This window comes from Vibrio sp. EJY3, assembly GCF_000241385.1.
Taxonomy (GTDB): domain Bacteria; phylum Pseudomonadota; class Gammaproteobacteria; order Enterobacterales; family Vibrionaceae; genus Vibrio; species Vibrio natriegens.
The window spans coordinates 497,240-518,464 of the sequence record NC_016613.1; the positions used below are offsets into that span (position 1 = coordinate 497,240).

At 45.0% G+C, this 21,225-nt stretch carries 18 protein-coding genes and 1 other annotated feature; of the genes, 13 read left to right on the top strand and 5 right to left on the bottom strand.

Annotated elements, in window-relative coordinates:
- Nucleotides 1-163 precede the first annotated feature (163 nt).
- Nucleotides 164-283 (top strand) — a sequence feature (Thr leader region).
- Between the two features lie 54 nt (nt 284-337).
- Genes thrA through thrC form a run of 3 tightly spaced genes read left to right on the top strand, consistent with a single transcriptional unit; the run spans nt 338 to nt 5,051 of the window.
- Nucleotides 338-2,797, top strand: a complete 2,460-nt coding sequence (gene thrA / locus VEJY3_RS02265) for a bifunctional aspartate kinase/homoserine dehydrogenase I (protein ID WP_014230832.1) — start codon at nt 338-340, stop codon at nt 2,795-2,797.
- Nucleotides 2,798-2,817: 20 nt separating this feature from the next.
- Nucleotides 2,818-3,774, top strand: a complete 957-nt coding sequence (gene thrB, locus VEJY3_RS02270) for a homoserine kinase (RefSeq protein ID WP_014230833.1) — start codon at nt 2,818-2,820, stop codon at nt 3,772-3,774.
- A complete protein-coding gene (gene thrC, locus VEJY3_RS02275) occupies nt 3,771-5,051 on the top strand; it encodes a threonine synthase (protein ID WP_014230834.1) in 1,281 nt (426 codons plus the stop codon). The genes thrB and thrC overlap by 4 nt, the downstream gene beginning before the upstream one ends.
- Nucleotides 5,052-5,170: 119 nt before the next feature.
- Here thrC and grcA read toward each other — a convergent pair whose 3' ends face one another.
- A complete protein-coding gene (grcA, locus tag VEJY3_RS02280) occupies nt 5,171-5,548 on the bottom strand; it encodes an autonomous glycyl radical cofactor GrcA (protein WP_014230835.1) in 378 nt (125 codons plus the stop codon).
- A gap of 327 nt (nt 5,549-5,875) precedes the next feature.
- On the opposite strand from grcA, the gene nfo reads away from it, so the two are divergent.
- The 3 genes from nfo to VEJY3_RS02295 all read left to right on the top strand — a co-directional run bounded on the left by nfo (nt 5,876) and on the right by VEJY3_RS02295 (nt 8,384).
- Nucleotides 5,876-6,763, top strand: a complete 888-nt coding sequence (gene nfo, locus VEJY3_RS02285; protein WP_014230836.1) for a deoxyribonuclease IV — start codon at nt 5,876-5,878, stop codon at nt 6,761-6,763.
- Nucleotides 6,764-7,040: 277 nt separating this feature from the next.
- Nucleotides 7,041-7,721, top strand: a complete 681-nt coding sequence (gene ung, locus VEJY3_RS02290) for a uracil-DNA glycosylase (RefSeq protein WP_014230837.1) — start codon at nt 7,041-7,043, stop codon at nt 7,719-7,721.
- Between the two features lie 111 nt (nt 7,722-7,832).
- Nucleotides 7,833-8,384: a hemerythrin domain-containing protein gene (locus tag VEJY3_RS02295; RefSeq protein ID WP_014230838.1), complete on the top strand. Its 552-nt coding sequence runs from the start codon at nt 7,833-7,835 to the stop codon at nt 8,382-8,384.
- Between the two features lie 230 nt (nt 8,385-8,614).
- On the opposite strand, the gene VEJY3_RS02300 is transcribed toward VEJY3_RS02295, so the two are convergent.
- Nucleotides 8,615-8,800 carry a DUF3545 family protein gene (locus VEJY3_RS02300; RefSeq protein WP_014230839.1) on the bottom strand — a complete coding sequence of 62 codons (186 nt, stop codon included), beginning with the start codon at nt 8,798-8,800 and terminating at the stop codon, nt 8,615-8,617.
- A gap of 724 nt (nt 8,801-9,524) precedes the next feature.
- On the opposite strand from VEJY3_RS02300, the gene VEJY3_RS02305 reads away from it, so the two are divergent.
- Nucleotides 9,525-10,958: a sodium:alanine symporter family protein gene (locus VEJY3_RS02305; RefSeq protein ID WP_014230840.1), complete on the top strand. Its 1,434-nt coding sequence runs from the start codon at nt 9,525-9,527 to the stop codon at nt 10,956-10,958.
- Between the two features lie 108 nt (nt 10,959-11,066).
- On the top strand, nt 11,067-11,843 hold the full coding sequence (gene yaaA / locus VEJY3_RS02310; protein WP_014230841.1) for a peroxide stress protein YaaA: 777 nt from the start codon (nt 11,067-11,069) through the stop codon (nt 11,841-11,843).
- 69 nt (nt 11,844-11,912) lie between these two features.
- On the opposite strand, the gene srmB is transcribed toward yaaA, so the two are convergent.
- Together srmB and VEJY3_RS02320 are read right to left on the bottom strand one after the other, a co-directional pair.
- Nucleotides 11,913-13,136 carry an ATP-dependent RNA helicase SrmB gene (gene srmB / locus VEJY3_RS02315; RefSeq protein WP_014230842.1) on the bottom strand — a complete coding sequence of 408 codons (1,224 nt, stop codon included), beginning with the start codon at nt 13,134-13,136 and terminating at the stop codon, nt 11,913-11,915.
- 107 nt (nt 13,137-13,243) lie between these two features.
- Nucleotides 13,244-13,963 (bottom strand): tRNA1(Val) (adenine(37)-N6)-methyltransferase, encoded by a 720-nt coding sequence (locus VEJY3_RS02320; protein WP_014230843.1) that lies wholly within the window; start codon nt 13,961-13,963, stop codon nt 13,244-13,246.
- 331 nt (nt 13,964-14,294) lie between these two features.
- On the opposite strand from VEJY3_RS02320, the gene brnQ reads away from it, so the two are divergent.
- Nucleotides 14,295-15,605 (top strand): branched-chain amino acid transport system II carrier protein, encoded by a 1,311-nt coding sequence (brnQ, locus tag VEJY3_RS02325; protein ID WP_014230844.1) that lies wholly within the window; start codon nt 14,295-14,297, stop codon nt 15,603-15,605.
- Between the two features lie 82 nt (nt 15,606-15,687).
- Here brnQ and fldB read toward each other — a convergent pair whose 3' ends face one another.
- Nucleotides 15,688-16,206 (bottom strand): flavodoxin FldB, encoded by a 519-nt coding sequence (gene fldB, locus VEJY3_RS02330; RefSeq protein ID WP_014230845.1) that lies wholly within the window; start codon nt 16,204-16,206, stop codon nt 15,688-15,690.
- A gap of 168 nt (nt 16,207-16,374) precedes the next feature.
- Here fldB and xerD point away from each other — a divergent pair, with 168 nt between their 5' ends.
- The 4 genes from xerD to prfB all read left to right on the top strand — a co-directional run bounded on the left by xerD (nt 16,375) and on the right by prfB (nt 21,183).
- Nucleotides 16,375-17,292 carry a site-specific tyrosine recombinase XerD gene (gene xerD, locus VEJY3_RS02335; protein WP_014230846.1) on the top strand — a complete coding sequence of 306 codons (918 nt, stop codon included), beginning with the start codon at nt 16,375-16,377 and terminating at the stop codon, nt 17,290-17,292.
- A gap of 58 nt (nt 17,293-17,350) precedes the next feature.
- Nucleotides 17,351-18,139 carry a bifunctional protein-disulfide isomerase/oxidoreductase DsbC gene (gene dsbC / locus VEJY3_RS02340; protein ID WP_014230847.1) on the top strand — a complete coding sequence of 263 codons (789 nt, stop codon included), beginning with the start codon at nt 17,351-17,353 and terminating at the stop codon, nt 18,137-18,139.
- A 44-nt stretch (nt 18,140-18,183) separates the two neighbouring features.
- Nucleotides 18,184-19,923 carry a single-stranded-DNA-specific exonuclease RecJ gene (recJ, locus tag VEJY3_RS02345; RefSeq protein WP_014230848.1) on the top strand — a complete coding sequence of 580 codons (1,740 nt, stop codon included), beginning with the start codon at nt 18,184-18,186 and terminating at the stop codon, nt 19,921-19,923.
- A gap of 161 nt (nt 19,924-20,084) precedes the next feature.
- Nucleotides 20,085-21,183 (top strand): peptide chain release factor 2 gene (prfB, locus tag VEJY3_RS02350; protein WP_148263116.1). Its coding sequence is split into 2 segments (ribosomal slippage): nt 20,085-20,159 and nt 20,161-21,183, totalling 1,098 coding nucleotides; the frame shifts between segments, so codons are not numbered across the junction.
- Nucleotides 21,184-21,225 lie beyond the last annotated feature (42 nt).

Consider the following 21,225-nt stretch of genomic DNA (forward strand, 5'->3'; position numbering starts at 1 on the left):
TGAATTTTAATTTATTTCTTTATTTTCAGCGATATATGGCAGAATTTATCTCTGTAAGACTGGAAAATAAACAATTTTTTTGTTGACTCTGTTACAGAAACTCGGTAAACGTAGGGTTAAGCAAACACACAATTCGTAGAATATTAATTTATGCCAGTTAACAGCCTCGTTGTAATGACCACCACCATTATTATTACCGACATTACAATTGTTGGGGCAGGCTGCTGAGCGAAAGAAATTCACAAAAAAGGCCTGTATCCAACAAGATACAGGCCTTTTTTTATGCTTTCTTAATACAAAATTTAGACAAGTTTAAGAAGATACACTGGAGGAAGGGATGCGAGTATTGAAGTTTGGCGGTTCATCATTGGCTGATGCAGATCGCTTTTTAAGAGCAGCAGATATCATTGCGAATAATGCTCAACAGGAAGAAGTCGCAGTCGTGCTTTCTGCACCGGGTAAAACAACTAATAAACTGGTTGCTGTGATTGAAGGCGCTTTACGAAATGGTGAAGCAGAATTACAAATTAACGAGTTAGAAGAATCGTTTAAAACGCTTTTTGCCGATATCCAAGCCTTGGTTCCTAATCTGGATGGGACTGGCTACGACAATCAAGTTAAAACCTCGCTCTCTCAATTACGTCAATTTGTCCATGGCATCAGCCTGTTAGGCATGTGTCCAAACAATGTGAATGCGCGCATCATCAGTAAAGGTGAACGTGTTTCTATTCAACTAATGAAAGCGGTACTTGAAGCAAAAGGTCAAAAAGCCAGCCTAATTGATCCGGTTGAATACCTTTATGCTCAAGGCGATCATCTTGAAGCGATGGTTGATGTTGATATTTCTACACAAAACTTCCGCCAAAAGCCTCTTCCTCAAGGTCATGTCAACATCATGCCTGGTTTTACTGCCGGCAACGAGAAAGGAGAACTGGTTACTCTAGGTCGTAACGGTTCTGACTATTCGGCTGCGGTTTTGGCTGCTTGTCTTCGTGCCGACTGTTGTGAAATCTGGACTGACGTTGATGGCGTATACAACTGTGATCCTCGCTTGGTAGAAGATGCACGACTATTAAAATCACTGAGCTATCAGGAAGCGATGGAGTTGTCTTACTTTGGTGCGTCCGTTCTGCACCCTAAAACCATCGCTCCAATTGCTCAATTCCACATTCCATGCTTAATCAAGAACAGTTTTAACCCGCAAGGTGCAGGTACGCTGATTGGCCAAGATACCGGTGAAGATAACCTCGCTATCAAGGGTATTACTACACTGAATGACCTGACCATGGTGAACGTCTCTGGCCCAGGTATGAAAGGCATGGTTGGCATGGCAAGCCGCGTATTTGGTGCTATGTCTTCAGCGGGTGTTTCAATCGTACTGATCACTCAGTCATCATCAGAATACAGCATCAGCTTCTGTATCGAAGCAGAAGACAAAGCAAAAGCGCAACAGACTCTGGCAGAAGCATTTGAGCTTGAACTGAAAGACGGTCTGCTTGAACCAGTAGAGTTTATCGATGATGTTGCTATCGTGACCCTTGTTGGTGACGGCATGCGTACGTCACGCGGCGTTGCGTCACGTTTCTTCTCATCTCTTGCTGAAGTAAACGTCAACATTGTTGCGATCGCACAGGGTTCTTCTGAGCGCGCTATCTCAGCGGTTATCCCAGAAGATAAGATCTCTGAAGCAATCAAAGCCTGTCATATGAACCTGTTCAATTCTAAACACTTCCTTGATGTTTTCGTTGTTGGTATCGGTGGTGTTGGTGGTGAGCTGGTGGATCAGATTGAACGCCAACAAGCCAAACTGGCAGAGAAAGGCATCATCATTCGCGTATGTGGTCTGGCAAACAGTAAGGGTCTGCTTCTGGATAGTGAAGGGCTGCCACTGGAACATTGGCGCGACCGCATGTCTTCAGCTACTGAAGAGTTCAGCCTAGCGCGCCTGATTGCACTTGTGCAACGTAACCACATCATTAACCCTGTTTTGGTTGATTGTACTTCGAGTGAAGCCATTGCTAACCAGTACGCTGATTTCTTGGCGGCAGGTTTCCACGTTGTTACTCCAAATAAGAAAGCTAATACCGCAAGTATGGCTTACTACCACCAGCTTCGTGATGTAGCACGCAGCTCTCGTCGTAAATTGATGTACGAGACAACGGTTGGTGCGGGTTTGCCGGTCATCGAAAACCTGCAGAATCTTATTTCAGCGGGTGATGAGCTTGAACGATTCACCGGTATTTTGTCTGGTTCACTATCTTACATCTTCGGTAAGCTAGACGAAGGCATGAGCTTGAGCGAAGCGACAAACATAGCGAAAGAAAACGGCTTCACCGAACCGGATCCTCGTGATGATCTATCGGGTATGGATGTGGCTCGTAAGCTTCTTATTCTGGCGCGTGAAGCGGGAATGTCGCTTGAGTTGGAAGACGTTGTGGTTGATCAAGCGCTGCCACCGGGCTTTGATGATTCAGGCAGTGTTGATGAGTTTATGGCGAGACTTCCTGAAGCTGATGCGTACTTTAAAGATCTTGTCGAAAAAGCCGCTGAAGAGGGTAAAGTTTTACGCTATGTTGGTGAAATCAATGATGGTAAGTGCAAAGTCAGCATTGCTATCGTTGATGAAAATGATCCAATGTTCAAAATTAAAGATGGTGAGAACGCTCTGGCGTTTTACAGCCGTTACTACCAACCAATCCCATTGGTACTTCGTGGTTACGGTGCAGGTACGGAAGTTACCGCAGCAGGCGTATTTTCAGATGTGATGCGTACTTTAGGTTGGAAACTAGGGGTATAACAGTAATGAGTTCAAGTGATATGGATGTAGTGGTTTATGCCCCAGCATCAATTGGTAATGTAAGCGTAGGTTTTGATGTTTTGGGAGCGGCTGTCTCTCCTATCGATGGCACCTTATTGGGTGATCGAGTCCTAGTGAAATCTGGTTCTGAGCCATTCAGCTTGAAAACCGCAGGTAACTTCGTCTCGAAGTTACCTACAGAACCAAAAGAAAACATCGTTTACGACTGTTGGGTTGTATTTGCTCGCGAGCTAGATAGAAAGGGCGTAGAGCTGAAACCACTGGAAATGACACTCGAGAAGAACATGCCTATCGGTTCTGGTCTTGGTTCCAGTGCTTGTTCTATTGTTGCTGCATTAGATGCTTTGAACCGTTTTCACGGACAACCGCTTAATGAAACTGAGCTGTTAGCGCTAATGGGCGAGATGGAAGGTAAAATTTCTGGTGGTATCCATTATGACAACGTTGCACCTTGTTACTTAGGTGGCGTGCAGTTGATGCTTGAAGAGCTTGGTATCATTAGCCAGGAAGTGCCATGTTTTGATGATTGGTACTGGGTAATGGCTTATCCGGGAATCAAAGTGTCTACTGCTGAAGCTCGAGAGATCCTACCATCTCAGTACCGTCGACAAGATATCATAGCTCACGGTCGACACCTTGCAGGCTTTATTCACGCGTGTCATTCTGGTCAACCGGAACTTGCGGCGAAAATGATCAAAGACGTGATCGCAGAACCGTATCGTGAGAAACTGCTACCAGGTTTTGCAAACGCTCGCCAATACGCAGCATCTGCAGGCGCGTTAGCAACCGGTATTTCTGGCAGTGGCCCAACACTGTTCAGTATTTGCAAAGAGAAAGATGTCGCTGAGCGAGTTGCTCGCTGGTTAGAACAAAACTACGTACAAAACGAAGAAGGATTCGTCCACGTTTGTCGTCTGGATAAACAGGGTTCGAAAGTAACAGGAAGTGAGCTATGAAGCTTTACAATATAAAAGAAAATGATGAACAAGTTTCCTTTGGCCAAGCCGTTCGCCAAGGATTAGGTCGTAACCAAGGCCTGTTTTTTCCATCGGAATTACCAAAATTTGATGATATTGATGCGCTGCTAGAAGAAGACTTTGTCTCGCGTAGTACAAAAATTCTTTCTGCATTGATTGGTGATGAGCTGACAGAAGACCAAGTGAACTCTATGGTTGATGCGGCTTTCCAATTCCCAGCACCTATCAAACAAGTAAAAGATGGCGTTTATGCGTTAGAGCTTTTCCATGGTCCGACACTGGCGTTTAAAGACTTCGGTGGTCGTTTTATGGCGCAATCACTGGCTGCGGTATCTACTGGCGGTAAGATCACGATTCTTACAGCAACATCCGGTGATACAGGTGCTGCGGTTGCACATGCTTTCTACGGTATGGAAGACATCAACGTTGTGATTCTTTACCCTAAAGGCAAAATCAGCCCACTACAAGAAAAGCTGTTCTGTACGCTAGGTAAGAACATCCATACAGTAGCAATTAACGGTGACTTCGATGCTTGTCAGGCACTTGTTAAGCAGGCATTTGATGATGCCGCTCTGCGTGAAGAAATCGGACTAAACTCAGCAAACTCAATCAACATCAGCCGTTTGATGGCGCAAATCTGCTACTACTTTGAAGCAGCAGCGCAAATGAGTAAACAAGAGCGTGAGAACCTGGTTATCTCTGTACCAAGTGGTAACTTCGGTAACCTAACCGCTGGTTTGCTGGCAAAAGCGCTTGGTTTACCAATTAAACGTTTTATCGCTGCAACAAATGCGAACGATACAGTACCTCGCTACCTAGAAACAGGACAGTGGGATCCAAAACCAACGGTTGCAACGACATCTAACGCGATGGACGTAAGCCAACCAAACAACTGGCCACGTATCGAAGAGCTTTGCCGCGTAAAAGAGTGGGGCTTGGAAACGCTGGGCAAAGGTGCAGTTTCTGATGAGCAAAGTGCCGAGTCAGTAAAAGAGCTGAACTCACTGGGTTACTTATGCGAGCCGCATGGTGCAATCGCTTATCGCGTACTGGACGAGCAACTTCAAGCCGGTGAGACTGGTTTGTTCCTATGTACTGCTCACCCTGCGAAGTTCAAAGAAGTGGTGGATGATATCTTAGAATCTGATATCGACCTACCAGCACCACTGGCTAAGCATGCTGTGATGGACCTATTGTCTGAAGATTTAGATGCGGATTTTGATGCACTAAAAACAGTACTGCGTCGCGTCCAATAAGCCAAATACAAGCTAAATGAGAAGGTGGAGCTTAGTCTCCACCTTTTTTATTTTATAGAGGCAATAAAAAACGACGCTCAGTGAGCGCCGCATTCAAAACTTACCGGGGTGTCTCTTTATTATAGAGACTCAGTAAACGTACGTGCGATTACATCACGTTGCTGTTCTGGAGTTAGTGAGTTGAAACGCACTGCGTAGCCAGAAACACGAATGGTTAGCTGAGGGTATTTTTCAGGGTTAGCGACTGCATCTTCTAGTGTTTCACGCTTAAGCACGTTCACGTTTAAGTGCTGACCACCTTCAATTTTAGGTGCCGTTTCGATTGCTACTTCACGGCTTTCGTATTCACCTAGGTCGCTGATTGCAATAACTTGGTCAGCTTCATAGCCTGCTGATGCTGCAATACAACGAGCTTCGTTTTTTTCACCATCTAGTAGCCAGATAGAGTTTAGTAGTTCGTCATTCGCTGCTTTAGTAATTTGGATACCTTGGATCATCACTGTCTCCTAGTCCACTTACGTGGTGTTTATTGGTGTTAGTTTTCAAACTTTTATTGAGCTGAGTATTATATAGCTAATAACCACTATTTTAATATTGATTTAAGTCAAAAAACAACCAAAAACATTAATTTTATTAAGGTTGTTTTGTTGAGGTAAATCAATAAAGTGTTTAAAAACATACTGATTACACTATTTTTGATAAGATAAAAAATATTTTAAATGCAATTATGTTGTTAATTTACTACATATTGTTGATTTGAATTTAACCTGTGATGTGTAACTAATTGTATTTAGGTACGCACACTGAAAGTCTGAAGTGATTAAATGACAAACATGAAAAACAAGTTTGGGAACAAGATGATCGGCGCTCACGTCTCTGCGGCTGGTGGTGTCGATCAGGCCCCGTTACGTGCGCGTGAGATTGGCGCTAATGCTTTTGCTTTATTTACCAAAAACCAGCGTCAGTGGGTGGCAAAACCTCTTGAAGCTAAAACCATCAGTGCATTTAAAGCCAATTGCAAAATGCTCGGGTTTGGTACTGAAAGCATTTTGCCTCATGACTCCTACCTGATTAACTTAGGCGCACCAGAAGAAGAGAAGCTTGATAAATCTCGAGCGGCATTCATCGATGAAATGGAGCGTTGTAATCAGCTTGGTCTGACACTTTTGAACTTTCACCCAGGAAGTCACTTAAAGAAAGTATCTGAACAAGAGTGTTTAGCGACGATTGCAGAATCAATTAATCTTGCGCATAAAGCAGTACCAGATGTTATTGCTGTTATTGAGAACACGGCGGGTCAGGGTACCAACCTAGGCTGGAAGTTTGAGCATCTCGCTGAAATCATTGAGCAAGTGGATGATAAAGAGCGCGTGGGTGTGTGCATCGATACTTGTCATACTTTTACCGCAGGCTACGATTTAAGAACGAAAGAAGATTGCCAACACACGTTTGCGGAATTCGACCGTATCGTTGGTATGCACTATTTAAGGGCGATGCATTTAAATGATTCAAAAGTCGAATTTGCTAGCAGGGTTGATCGTCATCATTCTCTAGGGAAAGGTGAAATCGGTTGGGACTGCTTTGAGTATATTGCCAGAGACTCTCGTTTTGATGGTATCCCTCTGATTTTAGAGACAATTGACCCTGATATTTGGCATCGAGAAATTGATACTCTTCGTGGTTACCATTTGGAAGAATTCAACAAAAATTAATGCCGTTGTCATAGTTGGCACTTTTCTTTCTTAGTGGTTACTGGGGCCATACAAAGAAGGATTGCATTATGTCTCGACCAAACACTTTTACTCCTTTTTCTCATACCAGACGTTCGGTTCGTTTACCTGCACCTAACCGTCATATCACGGGCCAAGGTCACTTCCGAACGCCGCAGAAACACTAAATTCGAATTACCGCTCTCAAGTTGGGGGAAGTTTTTGTCTGTTTAAGTGTTGCTGGTTAGAATAGAGCAACACTTTCGGACAGGAACTTTCTATGAATCAGTCACCGACATGGCACGATGTGATCGGCGAAGAAAAAAAACTCAGCTACTTTGTCGACACCTTAAACTTTGTTGAATCGGAACGTTCGGCGGGGAAAACGATCTATCCGCCAAGCAAAGATGTGTTTAATGCGTTTCGCTATACCGAGTTTAACGATGTAAAGGTGGTGATTTTAGGTCAGGATCCTTATCACGGTCCGAATCAGGCGCACGGATTGTGTTTTTCGGTTTTACCTGGTGTGAGAACCCCGCCCTCATTGGTGAACATATACAAAGAGCTCGCTCAGGATATCGACGGTTTTGAAATCCCTCAACATGGATTCTTGCAAAGCTGGGCCGAGCAAGGTGTATTACTGCTTAATACCGTGCTGACGGTTGAGCAGGGCAAAGCACATTCACATTCGAAAACGGGATGGGAAGCGTTCACTGATAAAGTGATTGAAGCGATAAACATGCATCAGCAGGGGGTTGTATTCCTGTTATGGGGCGCGCACGCGCAGAAAAAGGGAAGATTTATTGATCGTTCCAAGCATCATGTCCTTACTGCTCCTCATCCTTCTCCGCTCTCTGCCCATCGAGGCTTTCTGGGGTGTAAGCACTTCTCTCAAGCAAACCAACTACTTATAGCCCAAGGTAAAGAGCCGATCAATTGGCATTTGCCGATGACGGTGTAAAGCTAACAACAGCGATTAAGGTTTTCTTATCGCTGTTTTTTTGAGCAGGCTCAAGCTGGTAATGCATTTCTCATGTACACTTATTAGAAGCAGGTGTTAAGGAGAGACGCTATGATGATCGAAAGAATTCGACGCGAACACGGCTACATGGTTCGCCTGTTGGCTATATTGCGCCACAAACTTAATGAAATAAAACAAGAACGTGCCATTAACTATGCGTTAGTGGGGGAGATTGTTGACTACCTCTCTACTCATTCAGAACAAGTTCACCATCCAAAAGAGGACATCCTCTACCATCATTTTCTAGAACATTATGGTAAGCAACGAACCATGGAGAACCTAGAGCAGGAACATAAAGATCTCGCCGAAAAGACCAAAGAATTCTCAACGGTGATCGAGATGATTCTGCAAGATGCTGTGGTACCTCAAGATGTGTTTGTAAGACATCTTGAAGATTTCATTGATTCACAGAAACGCCACCTCGAACTTGAAGAGCGGAAGATCCTGCCGTTAATAGAAGAGCTGTTTACGACTGAAGACTGGCAGTACGTAGAAAGTCTCTGGAGTGAAAATGAGGATGATCCGGTATTTGGCGATACCATTGCTGACCGCTATAAACAGTTGGCGGAGCGTGTGCGTCAGAGCGATATGGAATACATCTAAAGTAACATTCGCCCGGGCAAATGTGGAATCTGCTCGGGTTTTCTCACCACTTTTCTTATTTAATAAGAATTAACGAGAAATAAAGTTAAGCCTGAATATGGGTTTAACGTGCTCAAAATTCTCAATAGATGAGAACGAAGGCCAAGTGCGTTCTAAGTGCTCTTAGCCCCCTTGATGAATCGCTCTTTTCGAAATAACAAAAGGCACCCGTAAGGTGCCTTTTGTTCGAATTAGAGTTTGATGTCGTCTAGGTTGTAATCGTTACAGACATCAAGTTCACGCAGCTCTTTTAATAAATTGCGTCTGTCGTTCATCTCTTCAATTTCTCGCCATTTACGTTTCATTGGTTTGGCACGAGATTTGGTTGTTGAGGTAGTATCCAGATTAAAAATGTCATCTAGTTGAAAGCCGTCCATAAGCCACCTTACCTTGTTTATCTAAACTGTTGTAACCAGTCCTTGTGGAGATTTTTAATTACCACAATAATTGTGAGAATAGCCATGACATATTTCGAATTTGTGTCTGTATCATGACATTTTCGTGCAAAAACACTTCCACAATCACACTTTAGTTTGTCTTTCTTGCATAAAAAATGCCCAAACGAGCCAGTGAAAACGATTAAATGAAGAGATTTTCTGTGTTAACGAGAAGGCTGGAATTAGAGCATAAAGCCAAGGTAAAAGTTGCATAAAACCACTTTGGTGAAATAGTGGTCGACTAACGATTTTATTAAGGAGGTAACTTTCTGTTACACCTTATGAATACTAGCCTTAAACCGAAAACATGGACTGAAACTCTATTGGTTATAAATTGAATATCATTGTTATCTTTAGGTAAGAGATATGTTGCGTTATGTGATGGTTGAGTCTTCTATTTATGTTATTTTTTGGTGACTTTATAGTGAAATATAACAATATTAAGCAATGTATTTCATATTGATTTTTGTGTCTCTAGGTTGCATTATCCGCCCGTCAAAAAATACGCTGGTACGTAAAATGGATGCATGAAGCGACATTTACGATTCTAGATTGCCCTTAAAAACAAACACTACTTAATTAGCTAAGCACACTTTGACACTTAGCAGGCAATCTGGTGGATGGCTAGGATGCATAGACCGGCGCAACTCACTTTGAGGTACGCATGACAGACTTAATCAATTTGATGAACGATCTCCTTTGGGGTTCGATTCTGGTTTATCTTCTTGTTGGTGTAGGTATTTACTTCACCTTTCGATTGGGATTCATCCAGTTCCGCCACTTCGGGCACATGTTTTCGGTTCTAAAGAACAGTCGCAAAGCAGACAAAGCTGGTATTTCTTCTTTCCAAGCACTTTGTACCAGTCTCGCAGCACGTGTTGGTACCGGTAATATGGCCGGTGTGGCAGTTGCACTAACAGCGGGCGGACCAGGCGCTATCTTCTGGATGTGGCTGATCGCGATGCTGGGTATGGCAACATCGTTTGCAGAGAGTACTCTGGCACAGCTATACAAAACCAAAGATGATGATGGCAACTACCGTGGTGGTCCTGCTTACTACATGGAAAAAGGTTTGGGCATGCGCTGGATGGGCGTCTTGTTCTCGGTTTTCCTAATCATCGCTTTTGGTTTGGTATTCAATGCCGTTCAAGCTAACTCTATTGCTAATGCGATGAGTACGGCATTTGGCTGGAACTCTCTATACGTTGGTATTGGTGTTGTTGCCTTGTCTGCTGCGGTTATCTTTGGTGGTATCAAGCGTATCGCTAAAGTCGCGGAAATGATTGTTCCACTTATGGCACTGCTTTACCTTGCGCTCGCGCTAGTGGTTGTGTTTGCCAACATCGAGAAGCTTCCAGCGGTACTTGCTCTGATTGTTAAGAGTGCCTTTGGTCTGCAAGAAGCAGCGGCTGGTGGTTTAGGTTACGCTATCGCACAAGCGATGATTAACGGTGTAAAACGCGGCCTGTTCTCGAACGAAGCTGGTATGGGTTCTGCGCCTAACGCAGCGGCATCAGCAACGCCGTACCCGCCGCATCCTGCGTCTCAGGGTTACGTTCAGATGCTGGGTGTGTTTATGGATACAATCGTGATCTGTTCTTCTACGGTAGCGATCATCCTGATGTCTGGTGAATACGTAGGTCAGGCGACAGAGGTTACCGGTATCGAACTGACACAGCGCGCATTGAGCTCACAAGTGGGCGACTGGGGTGGCATTTTTGTTGCTGTCGCAATCTTCTTCTTCGCGTTTACTTCGATCATTGCAAACTACTCATACGCTGAGACTAACTTAGTGTTCCTTGAGCATAACCATAAAGCGGGTATCGGTATTTTCCGAATCATCTTCCTGGGGATGGTGATGTTTGGCGCGGTAGCTTCGTTACCAATGGTCTGGTCGTTGGCTGATGTGTCAATGGGTCTAATGGCGATTGTGAACTTGGTGGCGATTATTCTGCTATCGGGCATCGTTATCAAGCTGGCTAAAGACTACAACCGTCAGCTAGACGCTGGTAAGGTACCAACATTTGATGCTAACGATTTCCCAGAGCTGAAATCTCAGCTGGAAGAAGGCATCTGGTACAACGACAAAAAAGACTGAGTGTCATAGTTAAAAGCTATTAGCACGATTTATAAAGCCATGCAGACAATGCATGGCTTTTTTTGTACCCTTAACGGTATATAAAATTAAAAGGATAGAGTCAAAGTCATGCTTATCGTAGTTTCTCCTGCTAAGACACTGGATTATGAGTCTCCGTTAGCAACGGAAAAGTTTACTCAACCTGAGTTAATTGAATTCTCCAAAGAGCTGATCGAAGTTTGTCGTAAATTGACGCCTGCTGATGTTGCGTCGTTAATGAAGGTGAGCGACAAAATCGCAGATCTGAACGTAGGGCGATTCCAAGAGTGGAGTGAAACCTTCACGACTGAAAACTCACGTCAGGCGATCCTCGCGTTTAAAGGGGATGTTTATACGGGTCTTGAAGCGGAAACCTTGTCTGAAGCTGACTTTGATTACGCTCAGGATCATCTGCGTATGCTATCTGGCCTTTACGGTTTGTTGAAGCCATTGGATTTGATGCAGCCATACCGTCTGGAAATGGGTACTAAGCTTGCGAACGACAAGGGCACTAACTTGTATCAGTTCTGGGGCAATATCATCACTGACAAGCTTAATGAGGCGATTTCAGCGCAAGGTGACAATGTGCTTATTAACCTTGCATCAAATGAATACTTTAAAGCGGTGAAACCTAAGAACCTTGACGCTCAGGTTATTACGCCAATTTTTAAAGATTGTAAGAATGGCCAATACAAAGTGATCAGCTTCTACGCGAAAAAAGCGCGTGGAATGATGGCGCGTTACATTATCGAAAATCGTATTGAGAGTGTGGCTGACCTGACCAAGTTTGATACGGCGGGTTACTACTTTGTTGAAGAAGAGTCGACGCCAACTGAGCTGGTCTTTAAACGAGAAGAGCAGAACTAATAAGCTCAAACTCCGGACACAAAAAAGGGTTGGCATTGCCAACCCTTTCGCTATTTTAGACTTACAAGCTTACTTCTTTTTAGCGACTTTCTTTTTCGCAGTTTTCTTCTTATCGTCTTTTTTCTTTTTCTTCTTAAACACAGGTTTTTTGTGTTTTGGACGCATCTCTTTGATGAAACGCTCTTTGATGTCTTCTTTCACGTAACGAGCAACGCGATCCATCATTGGCTGGTCGTGCGCTTCTACAATTGAGATAGCGTTACCTTTTTTACCAGCACGAGCGGTACGGCCAATTCGGTGCAGGTAAACATCTGCTGTACGTGGCAAGTCGTAGTTGATCACGTGTGACACATCAGGAAGGTCGATACCACGAGCCGCAACGTCTGTTGCGAGTAGAACGTTAACCGTACCATCACGGAAACGTGCAATCGCGTTATTACGGCGATCTTGTGGCATTTCACCTTGAATCCATGAACATGGAATCTGTGCGCTTTCAAGCTGGCTACGCAGTTCAGCCAGACGTTCACGCGTTTTCAGGAACACGATAGTACGTTCTGCTTGCTCCGTGATGATGTGCTTGAGTAGCGCGAGTTTATGCTCTGCGTCGTCCGCTCGGTGATACCACTGTGCGATCTTCTTGCGTTCGCGTAGCGGTGACTTCGCATCGATCTCTGCAGGTTCATTCAGCAGGTCCGCAGTAAAGCCTTCAACGCCTCTGCCTTCTAATGTTGCAGAAAACAGAAGGGTTTGCTTACGCCAGCGACACTCGTTCGATAGACGATCGACTGTTGGCGCAAAGCCCATGTCTAGCATGCGGTCGGCTTCGTCTAGGATTAACCATTCAATCGCACGACAATCAAAGCGTTCAGCTTCAATGTATTCGCGCAGACGACCTGGTGTCGCAACAACGATGTCTTGCGTGGTAGCAAGAATGTCAGCGTGCTCTTGGTACTGAACGCCACCGGTGATGGTAAAAATATTGAGCTTAGTATTTTTCGCCAGTGCACGGGCTTGATCCGCAACCTGCATCGCCAACTCACGCGTTGGGGTTAGGATAAGGATACGCGCAGGTCCAGGTTTACGACGTGGAAAATCCTGTAGGTATTGTAGAGCAGGCAATACGAATGCTGCTGTTTTACCTGTGCCAGTCGGTGCTGACGCTAGAATGTCACGACCATCCAACGCTTGTGGGATTGCTTCTGCCTGGACTTTTGTTGGGCGTTCGAAGCCCATTTCTTCAATGGCATCAAGTAAGTTTGAGTCTAGATCAAGTTCAGCAAAGGTTCTGATCACAATGAGTTCTCCACAAGCAAGGCTTGGTTAATGGTTCGCCGCAACAGCTTAAAATACGAAAAGGTCGCACATTATAAAGTGATTGGTGATAAGGATCACATGTTATTTCACATCTTAAGATAAAACTCACGGGTTAGCTGGACAAAATCGTCGCTGTACCCGTCTGATGAGTGAATGATCAAGTGAGATATTTGAGTGTCACAAGGCTGCTTCGCTAACTCAAACAGCACACGATGAACTGGCTTTCTCTCTGATGGCTGCACACGGCAAAGACGAGATAAATACCAGCCCTGTTGTAATGCTAACTCGATAAACTGCTCACCTTCGGTGACAGGCAACACAAAGCTGGCTTTTCCATCCTCTTCTAACAGTTGGTAACAACGATACAGCAGGGCGTCATGGCGCAGAGAGTCTGTGTGTCTTGCCGTCGCTCGCTGACTCTTTTTGGATTGCTCGCCACTATTGAAATAGGGCGGGTTACAAATGATTCGCTGGAATAACTGAGATGGTGTGAAGGTCAGCACATCGGCATGAAAAACAGATAACCTCTCTTGCCATGAAGAGTGGGTAAAGTTTTTCTGAGCGGCATCGATTGCTGTGGCTTCAATATCGACTGCCGTTATCTTCGCTCGGCTAAAGCGTTGAGCACACATTAATGCCAACAAACCTGTGCCTGTGCCTATATCGAGTATCTCAGCCTCTTCAGGGCTTTCAACCCAGGCTCCTAGCATCACGCCATCTGTACTGACCGGCATGCCACTTTCACCACCTTCGATGAAAAACTGCTTAAACTTGAAGCTCTTAGTTTTATGTTTTTCGTTATTCATGTTTATTTTATATATGCTCTATATTTCAGTTCTTTCATCTAATGTTTATTAATTGTGTGGTTTGTTGTGTTGTAGGTTAGTAAATTGTATCGTTGTTTGATCGAGATAAATTTCTAGATTTTTGTTTTATATTGGTTAGATTAACTGGTTTTTAATTCTATATATAAATTAATATGGTGTTTTTTTCTCATAGGTTGCCAAATGATGATTCTTTCGTCATTATGCGGCGCTATTTTATAGATTGAACCACGAGTACTTGTTAATAACAAAGACTCCAAAAGTGGTCGATGCATAACACAACATTCACACATTTTTTAGACAAGGGTTATCTGTGAAACAGACATTAAAACTAACAGATATTATCGCAGTAGGCTTTATGCTGTTTGCGTTCTTTTTAGGTGCTGGCAACATCATCTTTCCACCGTTGGCTGGCCAATTGGCTGGTGAAAACCTAATGCCAGCGATGTTCGGTTTCTTGCTAACAGCGGTAGGTCTACCTCTTATTACTATCGTTGCTATCGCTGTAGCTGGCGGAACTTGGGATCATCTAACGCAAGACCTACCGAAAAAAGCAGCGGTTGTGATGGCAGCGTTGATCTTCATTATTATTGGCCCTGCATTTGCGGCTCCTCGTACAGGCCTTGTGGCATACGAAATGGCTGTTAAACCATTTTTTATTGAAGCGTCTCAAACAAACCTGACGGCATTCTCAGTGCTGTTCTTTGTTGTCGCGATGCTATTCTCATGGTTCCAGGGACGTTTGATCGACCTGATTGGTAAGGTGCTGACTCCTGTCCTGTTCCTTGGTTTGATTGTTCTTGCTCTTGCAGTATTTATTGATCCTCAAGGTGAAATGATCGGTGCAACAGGCGAGTACTTAACTCAACCGCTAACGAAAGGCTTCCTAGAAGGTTACAACACCATGGATACCTTCGCGTCACTGATGTTCGGTATGCTGATGGTGGATGCGCTTCGTGGTAAAGGTATTACTGAGCGCGCGGCAACGACAAAATACCTGATTTTTGCTGGCTGTATTGCAGCAGCGGGTCTGGCGTTCGTATACATTTCGCTGTTCTACTTAGGCGCAACAAGTGCAACAGTAGCAGCGGGTGCTGATAATGGCGGTTTGGTTCTGAGCCAATACGTTCAGGCACTGTTTGGTCCTTACGGTCAAATCGTACTTTCAGTGATCGTATTACTGGCATGTTTGACCACAGCGATCGGTCTTATCTCTGCGTGTTCTGATTTCTTCAGTTCTAAAACGTCGCTGTCTTACAAACACTGGGTTCTGATTAACGGTTCTGTGTGTGCGTTGGTTGCTAACGTTGGTCTTGCGCAGTTGATTTCTCTGTCTGTTCCAGTGTTGTTCGCACTCTACCCTGTAGCAATTGCACTGGTAGCGTTAACGTTTGTGCGTAGCAAACTGCCTAACACTCGCTTTGCTTACCGTGCAGTACTGCTTGTTTCTTTGTTGTTTGCGTTACTAGATGCAGCAAAAGTAGCAGGTATGGATGTTTCGGCTTTCAACATGCTACCTCTATTTGAAATCGGTATGGGTTGGGTTCTGCCAACGCTGGCTGCGATCATTTGTATGTTCTTCATTTCTAAGCCTCAGAATGAGCTGGTAGAAGAAACGGCGTAAGTTTACATAACGACGAATAACAAAAAGCCCGATGAAGTGATTCATCGGGCTTTTTATTTTTGGCGTGGAAACCGAATAGCGATTAAAGCGTATCGTGGAATTCGACCAGCACTTGTTCACACCACTTCTCAATGCGTTCGTCACTCAAGTCGTACTGAGAATCTTCATCTAATGCCAGACCTACAAATTGGCTGCCATCTTCAGTGAGTGCTTTAGAGGCTTCGAATTCATAGCCTTCATTAGGCCAGTAACCAATAAATTGTGCGCCAGTTTCTTTCAGCTCATCATGGAGCAGACCCATAGCATCCAGATACCATTCACCGTAGCCTTCTTGATCGCCCAAACCAAATAATGCGACCACTTTTCCTTTTAATGGCGTCGTTGCGATGTCTTGCCAAATAGCACTCCAGTCCTCTTGGATTTCACCAAAGTCCCAGGTAGAAATACCAATGAGCAATAAATCGTAGTCAGCCATCAAAGCTAGCGGTGTCTCTTTCACATTGTGAATGTCGACAAGATCTTCTCCAATGATGGAACGAATTTTCTCTGCTGCCATTTCGGTATAGCAGGTCGTAGAGCCGTAAAAGAGTCCGATTTTCATTATATTCGTCGTATTTTATGTTGCTGTTGTAGAGGATTTTAACCTTAAACTGCCTGCGAATGCAGCGAATATCGTTAGATTAACGCACTAAGCTATTTTTTTATGGCATTCAAACAGGGGCTGTCTTACCCTCAGAGGTTAATTAAAAAAACAAAAAAGGAAGCGCGAATGACAGCACAGCTGCCTGTCAATCAACAAGATTTTGCTTTTGTGGAGCAATTCTTAGACGCGATGTGGATGGAGCGAGGACTGTCTGAGAACACGCTAGCTTCATACCGAAATGATCTAATTAAACTTCTTACCTGGATGGAGCAACAGCGTTACCGTCTCGATTTTATAAGCTTAGCTGGCCTTCAAGAGTATCAAAGCTACTTGGTCGATTTAGATTACAAACAGACTTCCCGTGCACGAATGTTATCGGCGATTCGCCGTCTGTTTCAGTATCTTCATCGCGAAAAAGTACGCGCCGATGACCCTAGCGCATTGTTAGTCAGCCCTAAACTACCGCAGCGTTTACCGAAAGACATCAGCGAAGAGCAAGTCGATGCTTTACTGGATGCGCCTGACCCTAATGACCCGGTAGAATTGCGCGATAAAGCGATGTTAGAGTTACTTTACGCGACAGGGCTTCGTGTTACTGAACTGGTAAGCCTGACGATGGAAAACGTCAGTTTGCGTCAGGGCGTGGTCCGAGTGACGGGTAAGGGTGGCAAAGAGCGCTTGGTGCCGATGGGTGAGAACGCCGTGGACTGGATTGAAACTTTTATTCAGCAAGGTCGGCCAGCATTGCTGGGAGAGACCTCTTCGGATGTGGTTTTCCCAAGTAAACGCGCACGGCAAATGACTCGTCAGACGTTCTGGCATCGTATTAAATACTATGCTGTGATAGCGGGAATCGATACCGATCAATTATCGCCGCATGTGTTACGTCACGCGTTTGCAACACATTTACTGAACTATGGCGCAGATCTCAGGGTCGTACAGATGCTACTAGGGCATAGTGACTTATCGACCACGCAAATTTATACTCACGTGGCGACTGAACGACTGAAGCAGATCCACAGTCAACACCACCCAAGAGCATAGTGATGGTTTATTCATCCCTTCTCATTGGACGAAAGAACGTATTTTTAAGGTGATTTTAATGAGCGTATTACGCCGACTAACTCTGCTGACTTTACCATTTTTTGTTACCGCTTGTGGGGCGGAAGAAAGTCAGGCTAAAACGGAAACTCCTGCACAACAAGTTGCTCCAACGGCGCAACAACACTTTGATGAAGCAGCATTAAAAGCAAAGTTTTCAAAACTTGGCTTATCCATTGTGGATATCAAACCATCAGACGTCACAGGTTTGTTAGAAATCCAAACCAATGGTGGCATTTTATTCGCGTCTAATGATGGCAATCACTTTATCGCTGGTACCTTGTATGCGATTGATGAAAATGGTGGTTATAAAGATGTGCTGGCCGAGCGTCAGGCACCACTCAATGCTGCGAAGATTGCGGAATTTTCTGACAGCATGATTGAGTTCAAGGCTGATAATGAAAAGTATGCAGTGACGGTATTTACCGACATTACATGTGGTTACTGCGTGCGTCTGCATAACCAAATGCAGGGCTACAATGATTTAGGTATTACCGTCCGCTACATGGCTTACCCACGCCAAGGCGCAACGGGGCCTGTTGCTGATCAAATGGCAACAATTTGGTGTGCAGATGATCCGAAAGCCGCTATCCACAATGCGAAAGTAAATCGTACTTTCGACAACCCTGCGAAGGACTTGAATCAGTGTAAAGAAACGGTTCAGGCACATTACAATGTAGGTCGACAGCTTGGTATTTCTGGTACGCCAGCAATCTTCCTACCTGGCGGTGAAATGGTAGGCGGCTATCTGCCTCCAGCAGATCTACTAAACCGTTTAGAGCAACAATAATCCTTTAGGAGCAGAGCCAGCCGCACCGCTGGCTCTTTTCAAGCATGATAGAAATTCAACGACGTCCGGAACCGGATCTTTCCCTTCTACCGGATTCCATCCCCCCGATTTTGAAGCGCATCTATATCAATCGTGGCATCACGGATATGGCACAGCTGGAAACCTCAGCACGTGGTTTACACTCGTATCAAAAACTGGGTGGTATTGATCAGGCGGTTGCACTTTTGTTCCAGGCTATTAAAGAACAAAAGCGCATTATCGTCGTAGGGGACTTTGATGCCGATGGCGCGACCAGTTCCGCATTGTCAGTGATGGCGTTACGAATGCTGGGTAGTGCCAATGTGGATTACTTGGTGCCAAACCGTTTTGAAGACGGTTACGGCCTTAGTCCGGAAGTGGTTGATCAGGCTTTAGAACTTGGCGCTGAGATGATCATGACCGTGGACAATGGCGTCTCTTCGATTGAAGGGGTTCGCTATGCCAAAGAAAATGGCATCACGGTACTCGTCACTGACCACCACTTACCAGGACAAGTACTCCCTGACGTGGATGCTATGGTAAACCCAAACTTGGAAAGCTGCGCGTTCCCGTCTAAAGCGTTGGCAGGAGTTGGGGTTGCGTTCTATCTGATGATGGCGCTGTGCGTTCACATGCGCAAACTGAACTGGTTTGCCGAGCAAGGGATGCAAGAGCCTAAACTGATGGAACTGATAGATCTTGTTGCATTAGGCACTGTGGCGGATGTTGTGCCGCTTGATGAGAATAACCGTATTCTGGTTCATCAAGGTCTGCAACGCATTCGTGCTGGTAAAGCTCGTCCGGGAATTCAAGCGCTGATTGAAGTGGCTAAACGCGACGCCCGTCGTCTGGTTGCGTCGGATTTTGGATTTGCTCTTGGCCCGCGGATTAACGCGGCTGGTCGTTTGGACGACATGTCTTTCGGGGTCGAGCTGCTGATGTGTAACAACATCCATGCCGCACGCCGAATGGCCAGTGAACTTGATGGCCTCAACCAAACCCGTAAAGAGATCGAAGAAGGAATGAAGCAGGAGGCCATGGCCTTTTGTGAGCGCCTGCAGTTTGGTGAAAACAGTGAGTTACCTTATGGCTTGGCTCTGTTTCAGCGCGACTGGCATCAGGGTGTGATTGGTATTCTTGCATCGCGTATTAAAGAAAAATTCCATCGCCCAGTGATTGCCTTTGCCGACGGAGGCGAAGGGACGATCAAAGGTTCTTGCCGTTCGATCCCTGGTCTGCACATGCGTGATGCGCTCGATTTTATCGATACACAGAACCCGGGGTTGATCATCAAGTTCGGTGGCCACGCGATGGCGGCTGGATTAACCATTAAAGAGCAGGACTTTGAGCGCTTTAGCCGTTTATTCGATGAAGTGGTTAAGAAAGAGCTTGATGACGCCGCGTTAAAAGGCGTGATCCTTTCTGACGGCGAACTTAAGCCGGAAGAATTTTCGATGCATGTTGCTGAGCTTCTGCGCGCTGGTGGCCCGTTTGGACAGGCGTTCCCTGAACCGGTTTTTGATGGTGAGTTTAAGGTATTACATCAAAAGCTGGTGGGAGAAAAACACCTGAAATTAATGTTAGAGCCACTGCATAAAGGTCATCCAACCAACGTGATGATTGATGGAATCGCGTTCAATGTCGATTTGCGTCGCTGGCCGGATGCGTCGGTAAAAACGGTGCGTTTAGCATACAAATTGGATGTGAACGAATTCCGTGGAAATCAATCTCTGCAACTTATGATTGATCACATTGAAGCTAAGTAAGAACTAAGTTCTTCTCAGATATCGAGTACGGTCTCCTTTACGCGCGGGACCGTACTTTTTCTTGATTTAATCTGCCTTTCCATTCGAAATTTTCCTGTATCTCCGTCACATTTTTCAGTAGAATTCCTCGGTTAAATTCTATTCTAAAATGTTGAGTAAACATGTTTGAAATCAATCCAATTAAAAACCGTCTACAGGACGTGTCTGAGCGCACAAATGTCCTGAGGGGGTATCTTTGACTATGACGCTAAGAAAGAGCGTCTAGAAGAAGTAAACGCAGAACTAGAACAACCAGATGTATGGAACGAGCCTGAACGTGCGCAAGCACTAGGTAAAGAGCGTGCATCGCTAGAAGCGGTTGTTGAAACCATTGATCAACTTGAGCAAGGTGTGGAAGATGTTGAAGGTCTTCTGGAGCTTGCGGTTGAAGAAGAAGATCAAGAAACGTTTGACGAAATCGAACCAGAACTTGCTGAGCTAGAAGAGAAGCTAGAGCAGCTTGAGTTCCGTCGTATGTTCGCAGGCGATCACGACAGCTCTGATTGTTACATCGACTTGCAAGCTGGCTCGGGCGGTACAGAAGCTCAAGACTGGACCAACATGATGCTACGTATGTACTTACGCTGGGCTGAAGCAAAAGGCTTTAAAGCGGAAGTGATCGAAGTATCTGAAGGTGAAGTTGCGGGTCTGAAGTCAGCAACGGTTCGTATCTCTGGTGAGTACGCTTACGGTTGGTTACGCACAGAAACGGGCGTTCACCGTTTGGTTCGTAAATCGCCATTTGATTCAGGCGGCCGTCGTCATACATCATTTGCTTCTGCGTTTGTTTACCCAGAGATTAATGACAACATTGATATCGACATTAACCCGTCCGATCTACGTATCGACGTTTACCGAGCGTCTGGTGCGGGTGGTCAGCACGTTAACACCACAGAATCTGCGGTACGTATTACGCACGTTCCAACCAACACTGTGGTTCAGTGTCAGAATGACCGTTCTCAGCATAAGAACAAAGATCAAGCAATGAAGCAGCTTCGTGCAAAACTGTTTGAACTTGAACTTCAAAAACAGAATGCCGAGAAGCAAGCAAATGAAGATGCGAAATCTGACATCGGTTGGGGCAGCCAGATCCGTTCTTACGTACTGGATGACTCGCGTATCAAAGATTTACGCACAGGCGTTGAAAACCGTAACACTCAGGCGGTTCTTGACGGCGACCTAGACAAATTTATTGAAGCTAGCCTGAAGTCAGGTCTTTAAGCTTTTCACCGACACTCAAATCGAAACAGGATACATCGAAAA